The 17,366-nt window shown below is 58.9% G+C and carries 18 protein-coding genes and 1 tRNA gene; 6 read left to right on the top strand and 13 right to left on the bottom strand.

Going from position 1 to position 17,366, the window contains the following annotated elements; translation table 11 throughout:
- Positions 1-4: 4 nt before the first annotated feature.
- The 7 genes from pth to AF70_RS21905 form a co-directional block, all read right to left on the bottom strand.
- Positions 5-589: an aminoacyl-tRNA hydrolase gene (gene pth / locus AF70_RS21935; RefSeq protein WP_019582395.1), complete on the bottom strand. Its 585-nt coding sequence runs from the start codon at positions 587-589 to the stop codon at positions 5-7.
- 169 nt (positions 590-758) lie between these two features.
- Positions 759-1,358, bottom strand: a complete 600-nt coding sequence (locus tag AF70_RS21930; protein WP_018929567.1) for a 50S ribosomal protein L25/general stress protein Ctc — start codon at positions 1,356-1,358, stop codon at positions 759-761.
- 142 nt (positions 1,359-1,500) lie between these two features.
- Positions 1,501-2,442 carry a ribose-phosphate pyrophosphokinase gene (locus AF70_RS21925; protein WP_003171603.1) on the bottom strand — a complete coding sequence of 314 codons (942 nt, stop codon included), beginning with the start codon at positions 2,440-2,442 and terminating at the stop codon, positions 1,501-1,503.
- Between the two features lie 46 nt (positions 2,443-2,488).
- Positions 2,489-2,563, bottom strand: a tRNA-Gln gene (locus AF70_RS21920).
- Between the two features lie 37 nt (positions 2,564-2,600).
- Entirely contained in the window at positions 2,601-3,452 is an 852-nt protein-coding gene (ispE, locus tag AF70_RS21915; protein ID WP_026331940.1) for a 4-(cytidine 5'-diphospho)-2-C-methyl-D-erythritol kinase, read from the bottom strand.
- A 2-nt stretch (positions 3,453-3,454) separates the two neighbouring features.
- Entirely contained in the window at positions 3,455-4,072 is a 618-nt protein-coding gene (gene lolB / locus AF70_RS21910) for a lipoprotein insertase outer membrane protein LolB (protein ID WP_019582393.1), read from the bottom strand.
- 4 nt (positions 4,073-4,076) lie between these two features.
- Positions 4,077-5,801, bottom strand: a complete 1,725-nt coding sequence (locus AF70_RS21905; protein ID WP_019582392.1) for a tetratricopeptide repeat protein — start codon at positions 5,799-5,801, stop codon at positions 4,077-4,079.
- 235 nt (positions 5,802-6,036) lie between these two features.
- Here AF70_RS21905 and hemA point away from each other — a divergent pair, with 235 nt between their 5' ends.
- The 6 genes from hemA (at position 6,037) to AF70_RS21875 (ending at position 11,404) form a co-directional block, all read left to right on the top strand.
- On the top strand, positions 6,037-7,326 hold the full coding sequence (gene hemA, locus AF70_RS21900; protein ID WP_007939757.1) for a glutamyl-tRNA reductase: 1,290 nt from the start codon (positions 6,037-6,039) through the stop codon (positions 7,324-7,326).
- Positions 7,323-8,405, top strand: coding sequence for a peptide chain release factor 1 (gene prfA / locus AF70_RS21895; protein WP_007939759.1), 1,083 nt, complete (start codon positions 7,323-7,325; stop codon positions 8,403-8,405). The genes hemA and prfA overlap by 4 nt, the downstream gene beginning before the upstream one ends.
- Positions 8,406-9,236, top strand: a complete 831-nt coding sequence (gene prmC, locus AF70_RS21890) for a peptide chain release factor N(5)-glutamine methyltransferase (RefSeq protein WP_028939864.1) — start codon at positions 8,406-8,408, stop codon at positions 9,234-9,236.
- Complete coding sequence (locus AF70_RS21885; RefSeq protein WP_028939863.1) at positions 9,230-9,985, top strand: molybdopterin-synthase adenylyltransferase MoeB; 756 nt, start codon at positions 9,230-9,232, stop codon at positions 9,983-9,985. Before prmC ends, AF70_RS21885 begins: the two co-directional genes overlap by 7 nt.
- Positions 9,978-10,769 carry a glutamate racemase gene (gene murI / locus AF70_RS21880; protein ID WP_019582389.1) on the top strand — a complete coding sequence of 264 codons (792 nt, stop codon included), beginning with the start codon at positions 9,978-9,980 and terminating at the stop codon, positions 10,767-10,769. Before AF70_RS21885 ends, murI begins: the two co-directional genes overlap by 8 nt.
- Positions 10,770-10,885: 116 nt before the next feature.
- Entirely contained in the window at positions 10,886-11,404 is a 519-nt protein-coding gene (locus AF70_RS21875; protein ID WP_019582388.1) for an acyloxyacyl hydrolase, read from the top strand.
- 69 nt (positions 11,405-11,473) lie between these two features.
- Here the strand turns inward: AF70_RS21875 and AF70_RS21870 are convergent, their stop codons facing one another.
- The 6 genes from AF70_RS21870 to AF70_RS21845 all read right to left on the bottom strand — a co-directional run bounded on the left by AF70_RS21870 (position 11,474) and on the right by AF70_RS21845 (position 17,194).
- Positions 11,474-11,779, bottom strand: a complete 306-nt coding sequence (locus tag AF70_RS21870) for a YkgJ family cysteine cluster protein (protein ID WP_019582387.1) — start codon at positions 11,777-11,779, stop codon at positions 11,474-11,476.
- Positions 11,780-11,839: 60 nt separating this feature from the next.
- A complete protein-coding gene (locus AF70_RS21865) occupies positions 11,840-12,613 on the bottom strand; it encodes an SDR family oxidoreductase (protein WP_019582386.1) in 774 nt (257 codons plus the stop codon).
- Between the two features lie 67 nt (positions 12,614-12,680).
- Complete coding sequence (phrB, locus tag AF70_RS21860; RefSeq protein WP_028939862.1) at positions 12,681-14,129, bottom strand: deoxyribodipyrimidine photo-lyase; 1,449 nt, start codon at positions 14,127-14,129, stop codon at positions 12,681-12,683.
- A 20-nt stretch (positions 14,130-14,149) separates the two neighbouring features.
- The gene (locus AF70_RS21855; protein ID WP_019582384.1) at positions 14,150-15,091 is read right to left on the bottom strand and encodes a MerR family transcriptional regulator; all 942 of its coding nucleotides are present in this window, start codon (positions 15,089-15,091) and stop codon (positions 14,150-14,152) included.
- Positions 15,091-16,053 (bottom strand): DUF523 and DUF1722 domain-containing protein, encoded by a 963-nt coding sequence (locus AF70_RS21850; RefSeq protein WP_028939861.1) that lies wholly within the window; start codon positions 16,051-16,053, stop codon positions 15,091-15,093. Before AF70_RS21850 ends, AF70_RS21855 begins: the two co-directional genes overlap by 1 nt.
- A gap of 154 nt (positions 16,054-16,207) precedes the next feature.
- Complete coding sequence (locus AF70_RS21845) at positions 16,208-17,194, bottom strand: NAD(P)/FAD-dependent oxidoreductase (RefSeq protein WP_019582382.1); 987 nt, start codon at positions 17,192-17,194, stop codon at positions 16,208-16,210.
- Between the last annotated feature and the right edge of the window lie 172 nt (positions 17,195-17,366).

Raw genomic sequence — 17,366 nt, 5'->3', positions numbered from 1 at the left:
AGAGTCAGGCCTTCTGGCTGTGCAGGTTTTTCATCGCGCGGTTCCATTCCCCGGCGAGGATATCCGGCAGCACGCCGAGGGCAAAGTCGATGCTGGCATCGAGTTTTTCCTGTTCGGCGCGTGGCGCACGACCCAGGACGAAATTTGAAACCATACTGGCGACGCCCGGGTGGCCGATGCCAAGCCGCAGGCGGTAGAACGTATTCTGATTGCCCAGTTGCGCGATGATGTCGCGCAACCCGTTGTGACCGCCATGGCCGCCGCCCTGCTTGAGCTTGGCGACGCCCGGAGGCAGGTCGAGTTCGTCATGCGCCACCAGAATCTCTTCCGGCTTTATGCGAAAGAAGCCGGCAAGTGCCGCTACGGCCTGGCCGCTGCGGTTCATGTAGGTGGTGGGAATCAGCAGACGAACATCCTGACCCTGATGCGAATAGCGCCCGGTCAGGCCGAAATATTTACGATCGGCCACAAGGTTGACACCCTGTGCCTGCGCGATGCGCTCAACAAAAAGGGCCCCTGCGTTATGCCGGGTCTGTTCGTATTCAGCGCCTGGATTTCCCAGGCCAACGATCAGTTTGATGGCAGTCACGATAGGGGCCCTTCCTTGAAGTGGTGGATAACATCGCCGCCATCAGGGAGTGCGGCGAAAGTGGACGACAAGTGCTCATTTACCATTATGTAAACTCCGCGTTCTCGCCCGCTTTCTCGCTACGCTCTAGTCCGCGATGTTACCGGTCACTCCGGCGTACAGAGTGAATTTACTCTGCAGCGCCTTCTGCAGCTTCTGGAGCAACACGTGGAGCGTGAACGTTGGCAACAGCCAGGTCGTTACCGTGAGCCAGAGCAACAAATTCAACGCCTTTAGGAGCGCTGATGTCGGACAGGTGAATGATCGAGCCGACTTCGGCGTTAGCCAGGTCAACTTCGATGAATTCAGGCAGGTCTTTCGGCAGGCAGGACACTTCGATTTCAGCAACAACGTGCGAAATCTCGCCGCCTTTCTTCACCGGAGCAGCTTCGTTGATGAAGTGCACTGGAACGATAGCGGTCAGCTTCTGGCCAGCAACTACGCGTACGAAGTCAGCGTGCATCACGTGGCCTTTGGCCGGGTGACGCTGCAGAGCCTTGATGATTACGTTTTGCTTGGTGCCGCCAACGTTCAGCTCGATGATGTGGCTGTAAGCCGCTTCGTTTTCGAGCAGTTTGGCAACTTCTTTAGCCAGCATGCTGATGGATTCAGGGGCTTTTTCGCCACCGTAAACTACAGCTGGAACCAGGCTTGCGAGACGACGCAGGCGGCGGCTCGCACCTTTCCCCAGGTCGGAACGCACTTCAGCATTCAGAGTAAAATCGTTCATGTTGTATCTCCAAAATAACCACATTCGCCCCAGCGTTTGCGACCAGCGCTAAAGGCGATATGGGCAAAAAAGCCCCGCCCCGACATGAATGCCGGGGCGGGGCGCTTTTCGTCAACAGGATGTAATGAAAAGGGCAGGGCCCTTAACGGAACATCGCGCTGATCGATTCTTCATTGCTGATGCGGCGGACCGCCTCGGCAACTACCGGTGCGATATCCAGTTGGCGGATACGCGCACAGGCTTGTGCTGCAGCGGACAGCGGGATGGTGTTCGTCACCACCAGCTCGTCCAGCACGGAATTTTCAATGTTTTCGATCGCCCGACCCGACAGCACAGGGTGCGTGCAGTAGGCGAAAACCTTGGCAGCGCCATGCTCTTTCAAGGCCTTGGCCGCGTGGCACAGAGTGCCGGCGGTATCGACCATGTCATCGACCAGAATACAGGTACGCCCTTCGACATCACCGATGATATGCATCACTTCAGAGTGATTGGCTTTCTCACGGCGTTTGTCGATGATCCCGAGATCCACGCCCAGGGATTTGGCAACAGCCCGTGCACGCACGACGCCGCCAATGTCCGGGGACACGATCATCAGGTTTTCGAAGCGCTGATCTTCAATGTCATCCACCAGTACCGGGGAGCCGTAGATGTTATCTACCGGAATATCGAAGAAACCCTGGATTTGGTCAGCATGCAGATCAACCGTGAGAACACGGTCGATGCCGACTACGGTAAGCATGTCAGCAACGACTTTCGCGCTGATAGCCACACGTGCGGAACGCGGACGGCGATCCTGACGGGCATAACCAAAGTAAGGAATAACAGCAGTGATACGAGTAGCCGAGGAGCGGCGGAAGGCATCAGCCATCACTACCAGTTCCATCAGGTTATCGTTGGTCGGAGCGCAAGTCGGCTGAATAATGAAGACATCTTTACCGCGGACGTTTTCATTGATCTCGGCTGTAATTTCGCCGTCGGAAAACTTACCGACAGAGATGTCACCGAGAGGGATATGCAGCTGACGTACAACACGCCGAGCCAGATCGGGGTTAGCGTTCCCCGTAAAGACCATCATCTTGGACACGCGCAGTACCTGAAGGCTGAGGGTAACCTGGATGAGTATAGGAAAATGGCAGGGGCGGCTGGATTCGAACCAACGCATGGCAGGATCAAAACCTGCTGCCTTACCGCTTGGCGACGCCCCTGTATCTGTTGCTACGAGTACCCAGTACCCGATTCCTTTTAGAGCAGACTTTGCAGCTTGCGATGCAACATCGAAACGTTGCTTCCTTTTGCCACAAACCCTGTAAGGGTCTCTGTAAGAAGGGCCGAGACTTTATCAGCTTCAGCTTTGCTTGGGAAGCCCCCAAACACACAACTTCCAGTTCCGGTGAGTTTTGCTTCGGTAAATTTACCTAACAAATTCAAGGCGTTACGTACCTCTGGATAACGTCTTGCTACCACCGGTAAGCAGTCATTTCGACTGTTTCCCTTGGGAACGGGGCGCACTTTAATGGGAGGAGTGTTACGTGTCAACAGCGGATCTGAAAAAATTTCTGCTGTACTTACAGATACTTGCGGCACAAGCACCAGATACCACGGTTCCTCGGGTTCTACAGGCGTGAGTTTCTCCCCCACGCCCTCGGCGAAAGCCGCGTGGCCACGCACGAAAACCGGGACGTCGGCGCCAAGCGTCAGACCCAGCGCGGCCAGCCTGTCTTCATCCCAGCCCAGTTGCCAAAGATGATTGAGGCCCAGCAACGTGGTCGCCGCATTTGAACTGCCGCCACCGATTCCACCGCCCATGGGCAGGATTTTTTCGATCCAGATGTCGATGCCCAACGAACAACCGGATTGCTCCTGGAGTTTTTTTGCGGCTTTGACGATCAGGTTGCTGTCGTGAGGGACGTCGGCGAATTCGGTGTGCAACCGAATCACACCATCGTCGCGAACGGCGAAGGTGATTTCATCGCCGTAATCGAGAAACTGAAAAATCGTCTGCAACTCGTGGTAACCGTCTTCACGGCGACCGAGGATGTGCAGCATCAGGTTGAGTTTGGCGGGCGAGGGCAGTGTCAGGCGTGGGGCAGTCATCTTCATTGCCCCAGTTTGCGCGGTTGCCAGTCCTTGATCACCAGCGTGACATCAAGGTCGGTGCCGTGCAGTTTGATCCGCTCGGGCAGCCAATAGCCGTTTTGCTCGGCATAACTGAGGTACTCGACCTGCCAGCCATCCTGTTCAAGATTGGCCAGGCGGCTGTCGACGTCCAGGGTCAGACGACTTTTGCTGTCCGGGGCCGGGAGACCGCGAACCCACCACGCCAGATGGGACACCGGCAATTTCCAGCCCAGTTGCTCTTCGACCAGGGCTTCCGGAGTCGACGCGTCATAACGGCCCTGATTGGCCACTTCCAGCGAGACTTTGCCGGGGCGCCCGGTCAAGCGGGCCGCGCCACGACCCAGCGGGCCGGAGAGGCGGATGTCGTAGTAATCCTGGCGTTGCAGCCAGAACAGGGTGCCGCTGCCCGAATCTTTTGGCGCGCGGATACCGATCTTGCCGTTGATCTGCCAGCCGTCGAGGTTGCTCAGTTGTTGTTTGTGCTCGCGCCATTGGGCCGGGTTGCCGTGCCCCCCGACCGATTCACGGGCGCTGAAGCCCGCGCAACCGGCGAGCAGGGCGATGAAGCTGAAAACGATGATGTGGCGCAAAAACATAATCTTAAAGAGTCTCTGATCCGGTCAGGCGCTTGATGGTGCTGCGCAGGGTAGGGCTGTCGGGCTGCTCCTTGAGGAACTTGCTCCAGACTTGTTTGGCTTCGCGTTGTTTGCCATTGGCCCACAGGACTTCGCCCAGATGAGCGGCAACTTCCTGATCAGGGAAGCGCTCCAGCGCCTGGCGCAAATAGCGCTCGGCTTCGTCGAGGTTGCCCAGGCGGAAATTCACCCAGCCGAGGCTGTCGAGAACGGCCGGGTCTTCCGGGTTCAACTGGTGCGCTTGTTCGATCAGGGCCTTGGCTTCGGCGTAGCGTGTGGTGCGGTCGGACAGGGTGTAGCCGAGGGCGTTCAACGCCATCGCATTGTCCGGGTCGCGTTTGATGATCAGTCGCAGGTCTTTTTCCATCTGCGCCAGGTCATTGCGTTTTTCCGCCTGCATGGCTCGGGTATACAGCAGATTCAAATCATCCGGGAATTTCTGCAGGGCCTGCTGCAAGACGTTCCAGGCCTTGTCGCCCTGTTTGTTGGCCGACAAGGTTTCGACTTCGATCAGGTACAACTGAATCGCGTAATCGGGTTGCTCGTCGCGCTGGGCCGCCAGACGGCTTTGGGCTTCGGCGGTCCTGCCGTTGTTCATCAGAATATCGGCCTGACGCAATTGCGCTGGCAGGTAATCGTTGCCCGGCCTGACCTGGGCGTACTCGATCAGCGCGCCCTGGGGGTCGTTACGCTCTTCAGCGATACGCCCAAGGTTCAGGTGAGCTGAGTCGACATGGCTTTCCCGGGCGATCAAGTCTTCCAGATAACCTTTTGCTTCGTTCCAGGCCTTGGCTTCCAGGCAGACCAGAGCCAACGAATAACGCAGTTCGTCGTCTTCCGGGTATTGCTGCACCAGGCTCGAGAACTCGACCTTGGCGTCGTCCATGCGGTCCTGTTCGACCAGCATGCGCGCGTAGGTCAGGCGCAGGCGTTTGTCGTCCGGGTATTTCTTGATGCTTTTTTGCAGCAACGGCAAGGCTTCACCGCCACGGCTGAGCCCTTGCAGCAGGCGTGCGCGCAGCAGAATCGGCGCTATTTCGCCTTCTTCCGGCGGGTTGTCTTCGAGCAGGGTCAGCGCGCCTTTGGCGTCGCCATCCTGTTGCAACAGCAAGGCCTTGCCGAAAATCAGCTGGTTGTTGTGCGGGTGGCGCTGCAACAAACGGTCAAAACCTTTCATCAGGCCGTTGCGGGTTTCCTGGTCGGTATCGGCCGCGGACAGGGCGAGGAAGTCGAAATGCGTGTCGCCTTTGCCCTGCAGGACTTTTTCCATATAAACCATGGATTCGTCGTAACGCCCGGCGCGGGCGAGTTGCACGGCCGCCGCCCGTTGCGCTTCGAGATCGTTCGGGGCGTTTTTTGCCCAGATCAGCGAAGTGTCGAGGGCCGCTTGATCGGCGCCCAGGTATTCGGCAATACGAAATGCCCGCTCGGAGATGCCCGGATCCTGGGTATTGATGGCCTGGGTCACGTAGTTGTCCAGGGCAATGTCGTAACGATTGCGCTGGCCAGCCAGTTCGGCGCTCAACAGGCTGAAGACTGTTTCTTCGCTGAACGAGCTGTAAACCTTGGGCTTTTCAGGCGCCGGAGTGCTGTCTTCGACCGGCGGCGTACCGTCCGACGAAACGGGTGCCAAGGCCTGGCAGCCGCTGAGGAAGACAAAAGCAAGGAGCAACGCGGAAGATCTATTCATATAGGGAAGAGGACGACTAACCTGCGGTCGGATCATCATGACACAAGCCTTCGGCCAAACATAACCGCCCGGCCAATTTACCCGCGCATGCAATCCCGGTAGGCCCGGCGCCAGTGTAAACGAGAACGGATCGCAGCTTCGGCCGCGTCAACCGGGACGATAGATATCGAGTGGTTGTTCTGGCTCTGTCGAAGTAGGACAATTGTCGGCTTCACGTCACCATCAGCGACCTTGAATGGCCTTCCTTGCACTCGGTATTAACCACAAGACTGCTTCAGTAGACGTCCGCGAGCGCGTGGCCTTTACCCCTGAGCAGCTGGTTGAGGCCTTGCAGCAGCTCTGCCGACTCACCGACAGCCGCGAAGCTGCGATCCTCTCCACCTGCAATCGCAGTGAACTGTATATAGAACAGGATCACCTTTCGGCTGACATCGTGCTGCGCTGGCTGGCCGATTATCATCATTTGAGCCTCGACGAGCTGCGTGCGAGCGCTTATGTGCATGAAGATGATGCGGCAGTTCGTCACATGATGCGGGTCGCTTCCGGGCTCGATTCGCTGGTGTTGGGCGAGCCGCAGATTCTCGGTCAGATGAAGTCGGCTTATGCTGTGGCTCGCGAAGCCGGCACCATCGGTCCGTTGCTCGGGCGGCTGTTCCAGGCCACGTTCAATGCGGCCAAACAGGTGCGAACCGATACCGCCATCGGCGAAAACCCGGTGTCCGTGGCGTTTGCCGCGGTCAGCCTGGCGAAACAGATTTTCAGTGATTTGCAACGCAGCCAGGCCTTGTTGATCGGCGCCGGCGAGACCATCACCCTGGTCGCCCGCCATCTGCATGAGCTGGGCGTGAAGCGAATCGTGGTCGCCAACCGCACCCTGGAGCGCGCAAGCACCCTGGCCGAGCAGTTTGGCGCCCACGCGGTGTTGCTCTCGGATATCCCGACAGAACTGGTGCGCAGCGACATCGTCATCAGTTCTACCGCCAGCCAGTTGCCTATTCTCGGTAAAGGCGCGGTGGAAAGCGCCTTGAAATTGCGTAAGCACAAGCCGATTTTCATGGTGGATATCGCAGTCCCTCGGGATATCGAGCCGGAAGTCGGCGAGTTGGATGACGTTTACCTATATAGCGTCGACGATCTCCACGAAGTGGTCGCCGAAAACCTCAAGAGCCGTCAGGGCGCTGCCCAGGCGGCCGAAGAGATGGTGTCGGTCGGTGCCGAAGATTTCATGGTTCGCCTGCGCGAACTGGCGGCGGTGGATGTGCTCAAGGCTTATCGTCAACAAAGCGAGCGCCTGCGCGACGAAGAGTTGCAGAAGGCCCAGCGCATGCTCGCCAACGGCAGCAGTGCCGAGGACGTGCTGGTGCAACTGGCCCGTGGCCTGACCAACAAACTCTTGCATGCCCCGAGCGTGCAATTGAAAAAGCTCTCTGCCGAAGGCCGCCTCGATGCGCTGGCCATGGCCCAGGAACTCTTTGCCCTCGGTGAGGGCTCATCGGATAGCTTTTCGGATAAGAAACCGCAATGAAAGCGTCACTGCTCAATAAGCTGGACATCCTCCAGGACCGTTTCGAGGAATTGACCGCCCTGCTTGGCGATGGCGAAGTCATTTCCGATCAGAACAAATTCCGCACCTATTCCAAGGAATACGCGGAGGTCGAGCCGATCGTCGACACCTATAAACAGCTGCTTAAAGTGCAGGGCGACCTCGAAGGCGCACAGGCACTGCTCAAGGACAGCGACCCGGACATGCGTGAAATGGCCGTGGAGGAAGTCCGCGAAGCCAAGGAGCGATTGATCGAACTCGAAGCCAGCCTGCAACGCATGCTGCTGCCCAAGGATCCAAACGACGGTCGTAACGTGTTCCTGGAAATCCGCGCGGGCACCGGCGGTGACGAAGCGGCGATTTTCTCCGGCGACTTGTTCCGCATGTATTCGCGCTATGCCGAGCGGCGTGGCTGGCGGGTAGAGATTCTCTCGGAGAACGAAGGCGAACACGGTGGCTATAAAGAAGTTATCGCCCGTGTCGAAGGCGAGAACGTCTACGGCAAACTGAAGTTCGAATCCGGTGCGCACCGTGTGCAGCGGGTTCCGGCCACTGAATCTCAAGGTCGCATCCACACCTCGGCCTGCACCGTGGCGGTATTGCCCGAGCCGGATGAGCAGGAAGCCATCGAGATCAACCCGGCGGATCTGCGGGTCGACACCTATCGCTCCTCCGGTGCCGGTGGTCAGCACGTCAACAAGACCGACTCGGCGATTCGTATCACGCACTTGCCGTCGGGTATTGTCGTCGAGTGCCAGGAAGAACGTTCCCAGCACAAGAACCGCGCCCGGGCGATGTCCTGGCTGTCGGCCAAGCTCAACGACCAGCAGACCAGTGCCGCGGCCAATGCCATCGCCAGCGAGCGTAAATTGCTGGTCGGTTCCGGTGACCGCTCCGAGCGGATTCGTACCTACAACTTCGCCCAGGGCCGGGTCACCGACCATCGGGTCAACCTGACGCTGTATTCGCTCGACGAAATTCTTGCGGGCGGCGTGGATGCGGTGATCGAACCGTTGCTGGCCGAGTACCAGGCCGATCAATTGGCAGCGATAGGTGAGTAAATGACGATCATTGCCAGTTTGCTGCGCGCCGCCGATTTGCCTGATTCGCCCACCGCGCGTCTGGATGCCGAATTGCTGCTGGCGGCGGCCTTGGGCAAGTCCCGCAGCTTTCTGCACACCTGGCCTGAGCGTATCGTCCCGAGTGAAGCGGCACTGAAGTTTGCCGAGTACTTGCAGCGCCGCCGCAGCGGTGAGCCAGTGGCCTATATTCTGGGTCAGCAAGGCTTCTGGAAGCTCGACCTGGAAGTCGCGCCCCACACGTTGATTCCGCGTCCCGACACTGAATTGCTGGTGGAAGCGGCGTTGGAACTGTTGCCGGCCACCCCAGCCAAGGTGCTCGATCTGGGCACCGGCAGTGGTGCCATCGCCCTGGCGCTGGCCAGCGAGCGTCCGGCCTGGAAGGTCACCGCCGTGGATCGCGTGCTGGAAGCCGTGGCCCTGGCCGAGCGCAATCGTCAGCGCTTGAACCTGAACAATGCCACGGTGTTGAGCAGTCATTGGTTCAGTGCCCTGGAGGGCCAGCGTTTTCAACTGATCATCAGCAATCCGCCCTACATCGCTTCGACCGATCCGCATCTGGTGGAGGGCGACGTACGCTTTGAGCCGGCCAGTGCCTTGGTGGCGGGTGTCGATGGGCTCGACGATTTGCGTCTGATCGTCGCCCAGGCACCGGATTATCTTGAAGCGGGTGGCTGGTTGATGCTCGAACACGGTTACGATCAAGCCTGCGCAGTGTGCGATTTGCTGCTGACCCGCGGCTTTGAAGAAGTCCATAGCCGCACCGATCTGGGCGGTCACCAACGCATCAGTCTGGGGCGCTTGCCGTGCTGAATGATCAGGAATTGCTGCGATACAGCCGGCAGATTCTGCTGCAACACGTCGACATCGACGGCCAGTTACGGCTCAAAGAAAGCCGTGTGTTGATTGTCGGTCTCGGTGGCCTCGGTTCGCCGGTTGCGCTGTACCTGGCCGCAGCTGGTGTCGGTGAGTTGCATCTGGCGGACTTCGACACGGTCGACCTGACCAATCTGCAACGCCAGATCGTTCACGACACCGACAGCGTCGGCCTGAGCAAGGTCGATTCGGCGATCCGTCGCCTGACCGCGATCAATCCAGAGATTCAGCTGATCGCCCATCGCACTGCATTGGACGAGGACTCACTGGCCGCCGCTGTTGCCGCGGTGGATCTGGTGCTGGACTGTTCCGACAATTTTTCCACCCGCGAGGCGGTCAACGCTGCGTGTGTGGCTGCGCGCAAGCCGCTGGTCAGCGGTGCGGCGATTCGCCTGGAAGGGCAATTGTCGGTGTTCGACCCGCGTCGTCCAGAGAGCCCGTGCTACCACTGTTTATACGGGCACGGCAGCGAGGCCGAGTTGACCTGCAGCGAGGCGGGCGTCGTCGGTCCTTTGGTCGGGTTGGTCGGCAGCCTCCAGGCACTGGAAGCGCTGAAACTGCTGGTGGGGTTCGGCGAGCCGCTGGTGGGGCGCCTGTTATTGATCGATGCCTTGGGCTCACGCTTCCGTGAATTGCGGGTCAAGCGTGATCCAGGCTGCAGCGTCTGCGGGTCGCGCCATGCGTGAAGCGCCGATTGCTGTGTTCGATTCCGGCGTCGGTGGACTCTCCGTGCTGGCCGAGATCCAGCAGTTGCTGCCAAACGAGTCTCTGTTGTACTTCGGCGATTGCGGGAATATTCCCTACGGCGAGAAAACCCCGGCATTCATCCGCCAGCGTTGCAGTGTCATGGCGCAGTTCTTTCAGCAGCAAGGCGCCAAGGCGCTGGTGCTGGCTTGCAACACCGCGACGGTGGCCGGCGTTGCGGACTTGCGGCGCGATTATCCCGAGTGGCCTATCGTCGGCATGGAGCCTGCGGTTAAACCGGCCGCTGCGGCAACGCGCAGCGGTGTGGTCGGCGTGCTCGCCACCACCGGTACTTTGCAGAGTGCCAAGTTTGCTGCCTTGCTCGATCGTTTCGCCACCGATGTACGGGTGATTACTCAGCCGTGCCCCGGGCTGGTGGAGCTGATTGAAAATGGCGATCTGCACAGCGAGACATTGCGTCAGTTGCTGCGAGGGTATGTCGAGCCGCTGCTGGCTGCAGGTGCAGATACGATCATTCTGGGCTGTACGCATTATCCCTTTTTAAAGCCGCTGCTAAAGCAGATGCTCCCGCAAAACATCAGCTTGATCGATACCGGTGCTGCTGTGGCGCGGCAGCTCCAGCGTCTGCTGGCCGAGCGAGAATTGCTGGCCGAGGGGCCTGCTCGCCCCGCACAGTTCTGGTCGAGTGCGGACCCAGAGCATTTCAGAAATATCTTGCCGATCCTGTGGAATATGTCTGGGGTTGTGCGAAGCTTCGAAAGATAGAGACGCGTAGCAAACGGATAATTGGGGTGAGCTTCTGATTAAACGGTGACTTCTATAGCTTTGTTTGTTGTGCAGCATAAAAACCATACTAAATTGTTCGGAAAAGGATGTTTCTAATGAAGCGACTATTCTGTTTGGCCGCGATTGCGACCGCATTGATGGGGCACAGTTTTACCGCGCAGGCGGCAGGGGTGGAGTTCGGGGTCGGCCAGACTAGCGATTCGACCATGACCTATCGACTGGGCATGCAGTTCGATTGGGACAAGAGCTGGTTGCAGAGTGATGTTGGCCGCTTGACCGGCTACTGGAGCGGCGCTTACACCTACTGGGATGGCGACAAAACGGCGAGCAATCACAGTTTGTCGTTCTCGCCGGTGCTGGTGTACGAGTTTGCCGGTCAGACCATCAAGCCCTACGTCGAAGCGGGTATCGGTATCGCGGTGTTTGCCAACACCGAATACGAAGATAACAAGCTCGGCAGTGCCTTTCAGTTCGAAGACCGTTTCGGATTTGGTCTGCGCTTTGCCGGCGGACATGAAGTCGGGATTCGCGCCACCCACTACTCCAATGCCGGGATCAGTACCCCGAACGACGGTGTAGAAAGCTACGCATTGCATTACACAATGCCGTTGTAAGCCTGCAATGTTTGGATGTGGGAGCTACCTGTAGCGGGGGCTCTCACATGGCATCGGGTGACTTCGATCTCAGCGATACGCCGTCGCAATCCCCTGGCGTTCGGTGATGCATTCCGGTGCGCCCATTTCGAACTCCCGGCAGATCAGCGGACGCTTTTCATAGATGGTGCACATCATGCTGTTGCGATCCAGTGCGGCGCACCAGCCGTCATCCAGTCGCAGCATGACTTCACCACCCCAATCATCGGTATCGATAAAACGTTCGGGCACGCCGGTGTCAGTGATCAACATCACTTCAAGCTGGCAGCAGCAGGCTGCGCAGGTCGAGCAGGTGACCGCAGGCTCGGTGACTTGCGTGTGGGGAATGGTTTTCATGGCGCGCAGTGTAAGGCAGTGGGCCCACGCTGTGTAAAAGGCCTGACAGACGCTCAGGCTTCACGGCATATCTTTGATCGGCGGCTTGTTTCGCGCTTGTTCGTCGATTGCCAGTCCCGCCCGGTCGGTTTGTTGCGGCAGGGGCCAAAGAACAGGCATGAGCAGCTCCGGCAAAGAGAATTCCAGTGGACGATTCTTGATCATGTCGAGGAGGTATCGCGCGGCTTGGCCTGCCGACCAGTCGAGATGTATCGGGACGCCGTCGTTCAGAGGCGTATCGATAAATCCTGGGCTGACCACGGTCATTTCGATGTTTTCCGGCGCCATGTCGATGCGCAACGACTCGAATAGATGACGTAACCCGGCCTTTGAATCGCCGTAGGATTCGGCCCGCGGCAGGGGTAACCAGGTCACCGAACTGGCAATGCCCACCAGATGCGGCGCAGTGCCCGCCTGCAGCAAGGGCCGGGCGGCTGCGATGCAATAACTGCTGGCAAGCAAGTTGGTACGCATGATGTGTTCGATGATTGACGAGTCGAGCTGATTGGCGTCGACGTATTCGCAGGTGCCTGCGTTAAGGATCATGGTGTCCAGAGAGCCCCATTCCTGCGCAATCTGCTCACCGATTTCGCGCACCCTTTGGCTGTTGGTCAAATCGCCTGCGACCACCAGCACTTGACCGGGATAGCGCTCAGACAGGGATATCAGTGATGCCACCGAGCGGGAACTGGCCGCCAGATGAGCCCCGGTTTTCAGTATTTCTTCAGCCAGCACAGCACCAATACCGTTGCTGGCGCCGGTCAACCAGTATCGCCTTGGAGGTGTACGACTCATCCCAATCCCCTTATTTACCCAATATTTCACTGGCTCAATTCCGTGTTCATGACGCAACGCTGCAGCATCAATTTAATGACGGTGGCGATAAACCCTGTCGTGATGGCAGGTTCTTGAACGCGGCAAGGGCCCGTTCACGGGAAGTGCTCAAATTGACGATAGGCGACGGATAGCCTCTCACACCGAACAATCCGCCGAGATTGGCCAGATTGTGCAGGTCTTTATTGTTCATTTCGTTGAGCTCCGGCAACCAGTGCTTGATGAACACCCCTTGTGCATCGAATTTTTCCGACTGGCTCAGCGGGTTGAAAATCCGGAAGTAGGGTGCCGAATCGGTGCCGGTGGACGAACTCCACTGCCAGCCACCATTGTTCGCCGCCAGGTCGCCATCAATCAGGTGCCGCATGAAGAAGCGCTCGCCTTCACGCCAGTCGATCAGCAGGTTCTTGGTCAGGAACATCGCCACCACCATGCGCAGGCGGTTGTGCATCCAGCCGGTTTCCAGCAACTGGCGCATGGCGGCATCGATGATCGGCAGGCCGGTGCGGCCTTGCTGCCAGGCCTTGAGTTCTTGCGGGGCGTCACGCCAGACCAGGGCTTCGGTTTCCGGCCGGAAGGCGCGGTGCCGGGATACACGGGGGTAGCCCACCAATATGTGTTTGTAGAACTCGCGCCACAGCAGCTCGTTGATCCAGGTGACGGCGCCGACCTTGCCGCTTTCGAACTCGCCCTGATTGCTTCGCAACGCGGCGTGCAGGCACTGACGAGGGGAAATCACCCCGGCGGTGAGATAGGCCGAGAGCTGGCTGGTGCCGGGTTTTGCCGGGAAGTCGCGTTCGCTGTGGTAATAGTCGATCTGGGCGTCGACAAAGGTGTCGAGGCGGCGCCGGGCTTCGGTTTCACCGGCCGGCCAGAGGGCACGCAAGCTGTCGTTGGGAGAATCGAAACCCTCGACACGGGAGGGCGGTTCGTCGCTGCTGATATGCAATGGAGCCTGAAGGGCGGGTGCAGCGACCAATCCGGGTAATGAAGCGTGCAGGCGTTCGTAGCAGACCTTGCGAAACTGGCTGAAGACCTGGAAGTAGGTTCCGGTTCTGGTGAGCACGGTACCTGGCTTGAACAGCAGTTGATCAAGGTAGCGGTGAAAGTCGATGTCTAGGGCTTGCAGCGCTTGGGCTACCGCTGCATCACGGCGGGTTTCATGAATGCCGTATTCCTCGTTGACGTGCACCGCGTCGATCTTCAACTGCTGGCACAGTTCGAGCAGAACCTTGGGCGCCTCATCCCAGCGGGGCGCCTGGCGAATCAGCAGCGGGATGTTCAGGGCGTCCAGCGCGCGACGTAATTCGCCGAGGTTGCGCAGCCAGAAATCCACTTTGCACGGCGCATCATCATGCGCAAGCCATTGCTGCGGGCTCAGCAAATACACCGCCACACTCGGGCCACGGGCTGCGGCGGCCGAGAGGGCGGTGTTGTCGTGTAGACGCAAGTCGCTGCGCAGCCAGATCAATTGCATGGTCGTATCCGTACGATTCATTAAATGAGCCCGCGCTGAATCAGGTCCAGATGGGCCGATAACGGGTTATCGGCCAGGATCAAATCAACAATGGCGGTGTTTTTTGCGGTCAAGTCGGCGTGGTGGATGCACACCGTTGGACCGGCGATCATTTTTGGGCAACTGACGCCATTCAAAAGTTTCGACAATTTTGCAAGATTCATGGCTTTGCTGGAATACAGCAGTACACCGCGGGCTTGCAGGTGATCGACCGCCAGCGTCAGTTCGCCCGCCGGGAGTGGCCAGTCGAAAACTTCCACCGGGCAATCGGTGCTGCTGATCAGCCAGGCGGTGAGCCATAGATGAGGCTCCAGAGGCAGGTCAGAGTGATTGATCAGCAGCAGCGGCGCGGTGCGCAACTGACGGTTGTTGTGATAGACCCTTGCGCCGAATTTACTGCGCAACCAGGAATAGACAAACACCCGCTCCATCTGCGCGCCGAACTGGCCTTGCCAGCGTTGTTCCAGTTCCGCCAGCAACGGCATCAACAGGTGTTCACACAAGGTGCGTGGCGGATACAGCGCCATCGCCTGGTTCACAGTGTCATCGAGGGTGCGTTCGGCCAGTTGGGTAACGGCTTGCAGCAGTGTCTGGCGCAACACCAGCCAATCGTTTCCGACGGGCTCGGCAAGTACCTGAGGCGTGTCGAGCAGTTGCTTGACCTGACCGACCGCCACGCCGCGATTGAGCCAGGTGAGGATCGTCAGGATGCGTTGAACGTGTTCGGCACAGAACAGCCGATGCCCCTTGGGAGTGCGCTGAGGCACGATCAGCCCATAGCGCCGTTCCCAGGCGCGCAAGGTGACGGCATTGACCCCGGTCTGCCGGGCCACTTCACGGATGGGCAGCCAGCCTGCGTCCAGGGCCTTTTTGAAGTCGGTGCCGAGGTCTTCGCTGGCGCTGGTGTCCGGTGGGGTTTTCATTAGATTGCGTTTCGCAGGCTGAGGTTTTCCGGGTGCGGTTGCAGGTAAACCTGTTGCGCAATGTATGGATCCGGGTGCTGGCGAAAGTAGTGTTTGAGCAACGTCAGCGGTACCACCAGCGGCACGATGCCGTGACGATACTGGCTGATCACATGCTGCACTTCCTGTTTGTCTTCAGTGCTGATGGCCTGTTTGAGATAGCCGCTGAGGTGTTGCAGGACGTTAGTGTGGGTGCGGCGCGTGGCGCATTTTTTCAAGGCCGCCATCAGCTCGCTGAAATAGCGCGGGCCGATGACTTCAGGGTCGGTCCGGCCCATGTTGCCGAGCAGGTTTCCCAGGGTTTTGTATTGCACCGGGTTGTGGGCCATTAACAGGTATTTGTAGCGCGAGTGAAAATCCGTGAGGCCGCGCCGGGTCAGGCCGGTTTGCAGCAACTGCTGCCAGGCGCTGTAGGCGAATATGCGGGTAAGGAAGTTTTCTCGCAGCACCGGATCGTTGAGCCGGCCTTCTTCCTCCACCGGCAAATCGGGATGCAGCGCGCAGAAGGTCCGGGCGTAAATGCCACGGCTACCGCCGTCCACCGGCGCGCCGTTGGCGTGGTAGACCTTGACCCGCTCCAGACCGCACGAAGGGGATTTCTGCATGAAGATATAGCCGCAGATGTCGCCCAGTTCCAAAGCCATTTTCCGAGCATATTCGGCCAGCGGCCGGGTGACGTTGTTTTCAGGGTTGACCGTGCCGACCGCCTGCGGATGTTCAGGGTTGCCGACCAGGCGGATCGGTTCGCGAGGGATACCCAGGCCGATGGCAACTTCCGGGCACACCGGGACGAAATCGAAATAATCGGAAAGGATGTGGCTGCACAGCCGTGACGTCTTGTGCCCGCCGTTGTAGCGCACCTCGGCCCCCATCAGGCAGGCGCTGATGGCGATTTTGGGTGGGGTCGTTGATTGTGCAGGCATCGGGGCACCTCGAATCCAGACCTGTACGGATTGTTAAATCTGTACAACATTCGTTCAGCATAGATTCAAAGGTGTACAAGTCAATTTTTTTGTATAGGTTTTTTCAGGGCTGCTGTCCGTGTCGACAGCAGCAATGTGCTCGAATCGAGGCGGTTCACTGCAGGTGTTCGTGCAGACGGCGGGCCGCTTCCTGGCCACTGAGCCAGGCGCCTTCGACACGGCCGGACAGGCACCAGTCACCGCATACATACAAGCCCAGATCAGCATCAGCCAGGGCACCCCACTCATGGCTGCTGGCCGGACGGGCGTAAAGCCAGCGGTGAGCGAGGCTGAAAGTCGGTGCAGGCATGGCGTCGTGCAGCAGTTCGGCAAAGGCACCATGCAATTGCTCGATCACCGCTTCCTTGGACAGATCGATATGCTGCCGGCTCCAGGCGCTGGTGGCGTGCAGCACCCACGTGTCGAGGGTGTTGTCGCGTCCCGGTTTGCTACGGTTGCGCGCCAGCCAATCGAGGGGGCTGTCCTGCACGAAGCAGCCTTCGATCGGGGTATCCAATGGTGTGTCGAAAGCCAGGGCGACCGCCCAGGTCGGCTCCATTTTTACCCCGGCGGCGGCCCCGGCGAGTTTCGGCGCGGCGGGCAGCAGCGCGGTCGCCTGAGGGGCTGGCGTGGCAATCACCACATGACTGAACGGCCCATGGGTGAAGCCTTCGGCGTCTTGCAGATGCCAGTGCTCTTCACCACGATAGACCTCGGTGATCCGGCAGCTGAACTGCACTTCCAGGTCGCCGAGCAGCGCACGGGTGATGGCGCTCATACGCGGCGTGCCGACCCAGCGTGTCTGTTCGTCCGGCGAGGGGCTGAGTTGGCCGCCGTGGTAGGTATAGAGCTGCGGTGTCCACACGGCGACCCAACCGTTGGCTTGCCAGCGCTGGACTTCGGTGACGAAGCGACGGTCGCGGGCAGTGAAATATTGCGCGCCCATGTCCAGAGCACCCGCATCGCTGCGCTTGCTTGACATGCGTCCGCCACTGCCGCGGCTTTTATCGAACAGATGAACGACATGCCCGGCCTCCGTAAGGGCCTGGGCGGCTGAGAGTCCGGCGATGCCGGTGCCGATGATTGCGATAGGTACAGTCATAGGGGCCTCGTTTGCCTTTCTGTACAGACTACGCCGTGGTTCAAACCTGTACAATATTGTTTTTTGGTATAACTTTTAGCGTTCTCGTTCTGAGAGCTTGGCCTATTGTTAAACACAGAACCTGCCCGATACCAAAGATCCCTGCTTATAAAAATAGACTAGTGATCCGGGT

The organism is Pseudomonas sp. KD5 (assembly GCF_012932895.1).
Lineage (GTDB): Bacteria > Pseudomonadota > Gammaproteobacteria > Pseudomonadales > Pseudomonadaceae > Aquipseudomonas.
The sequence above is the reverse complement of the archived record's forward strand: the minus strand, read 5'-3'. Positions and strand labels throughout refer to the sequence as shown.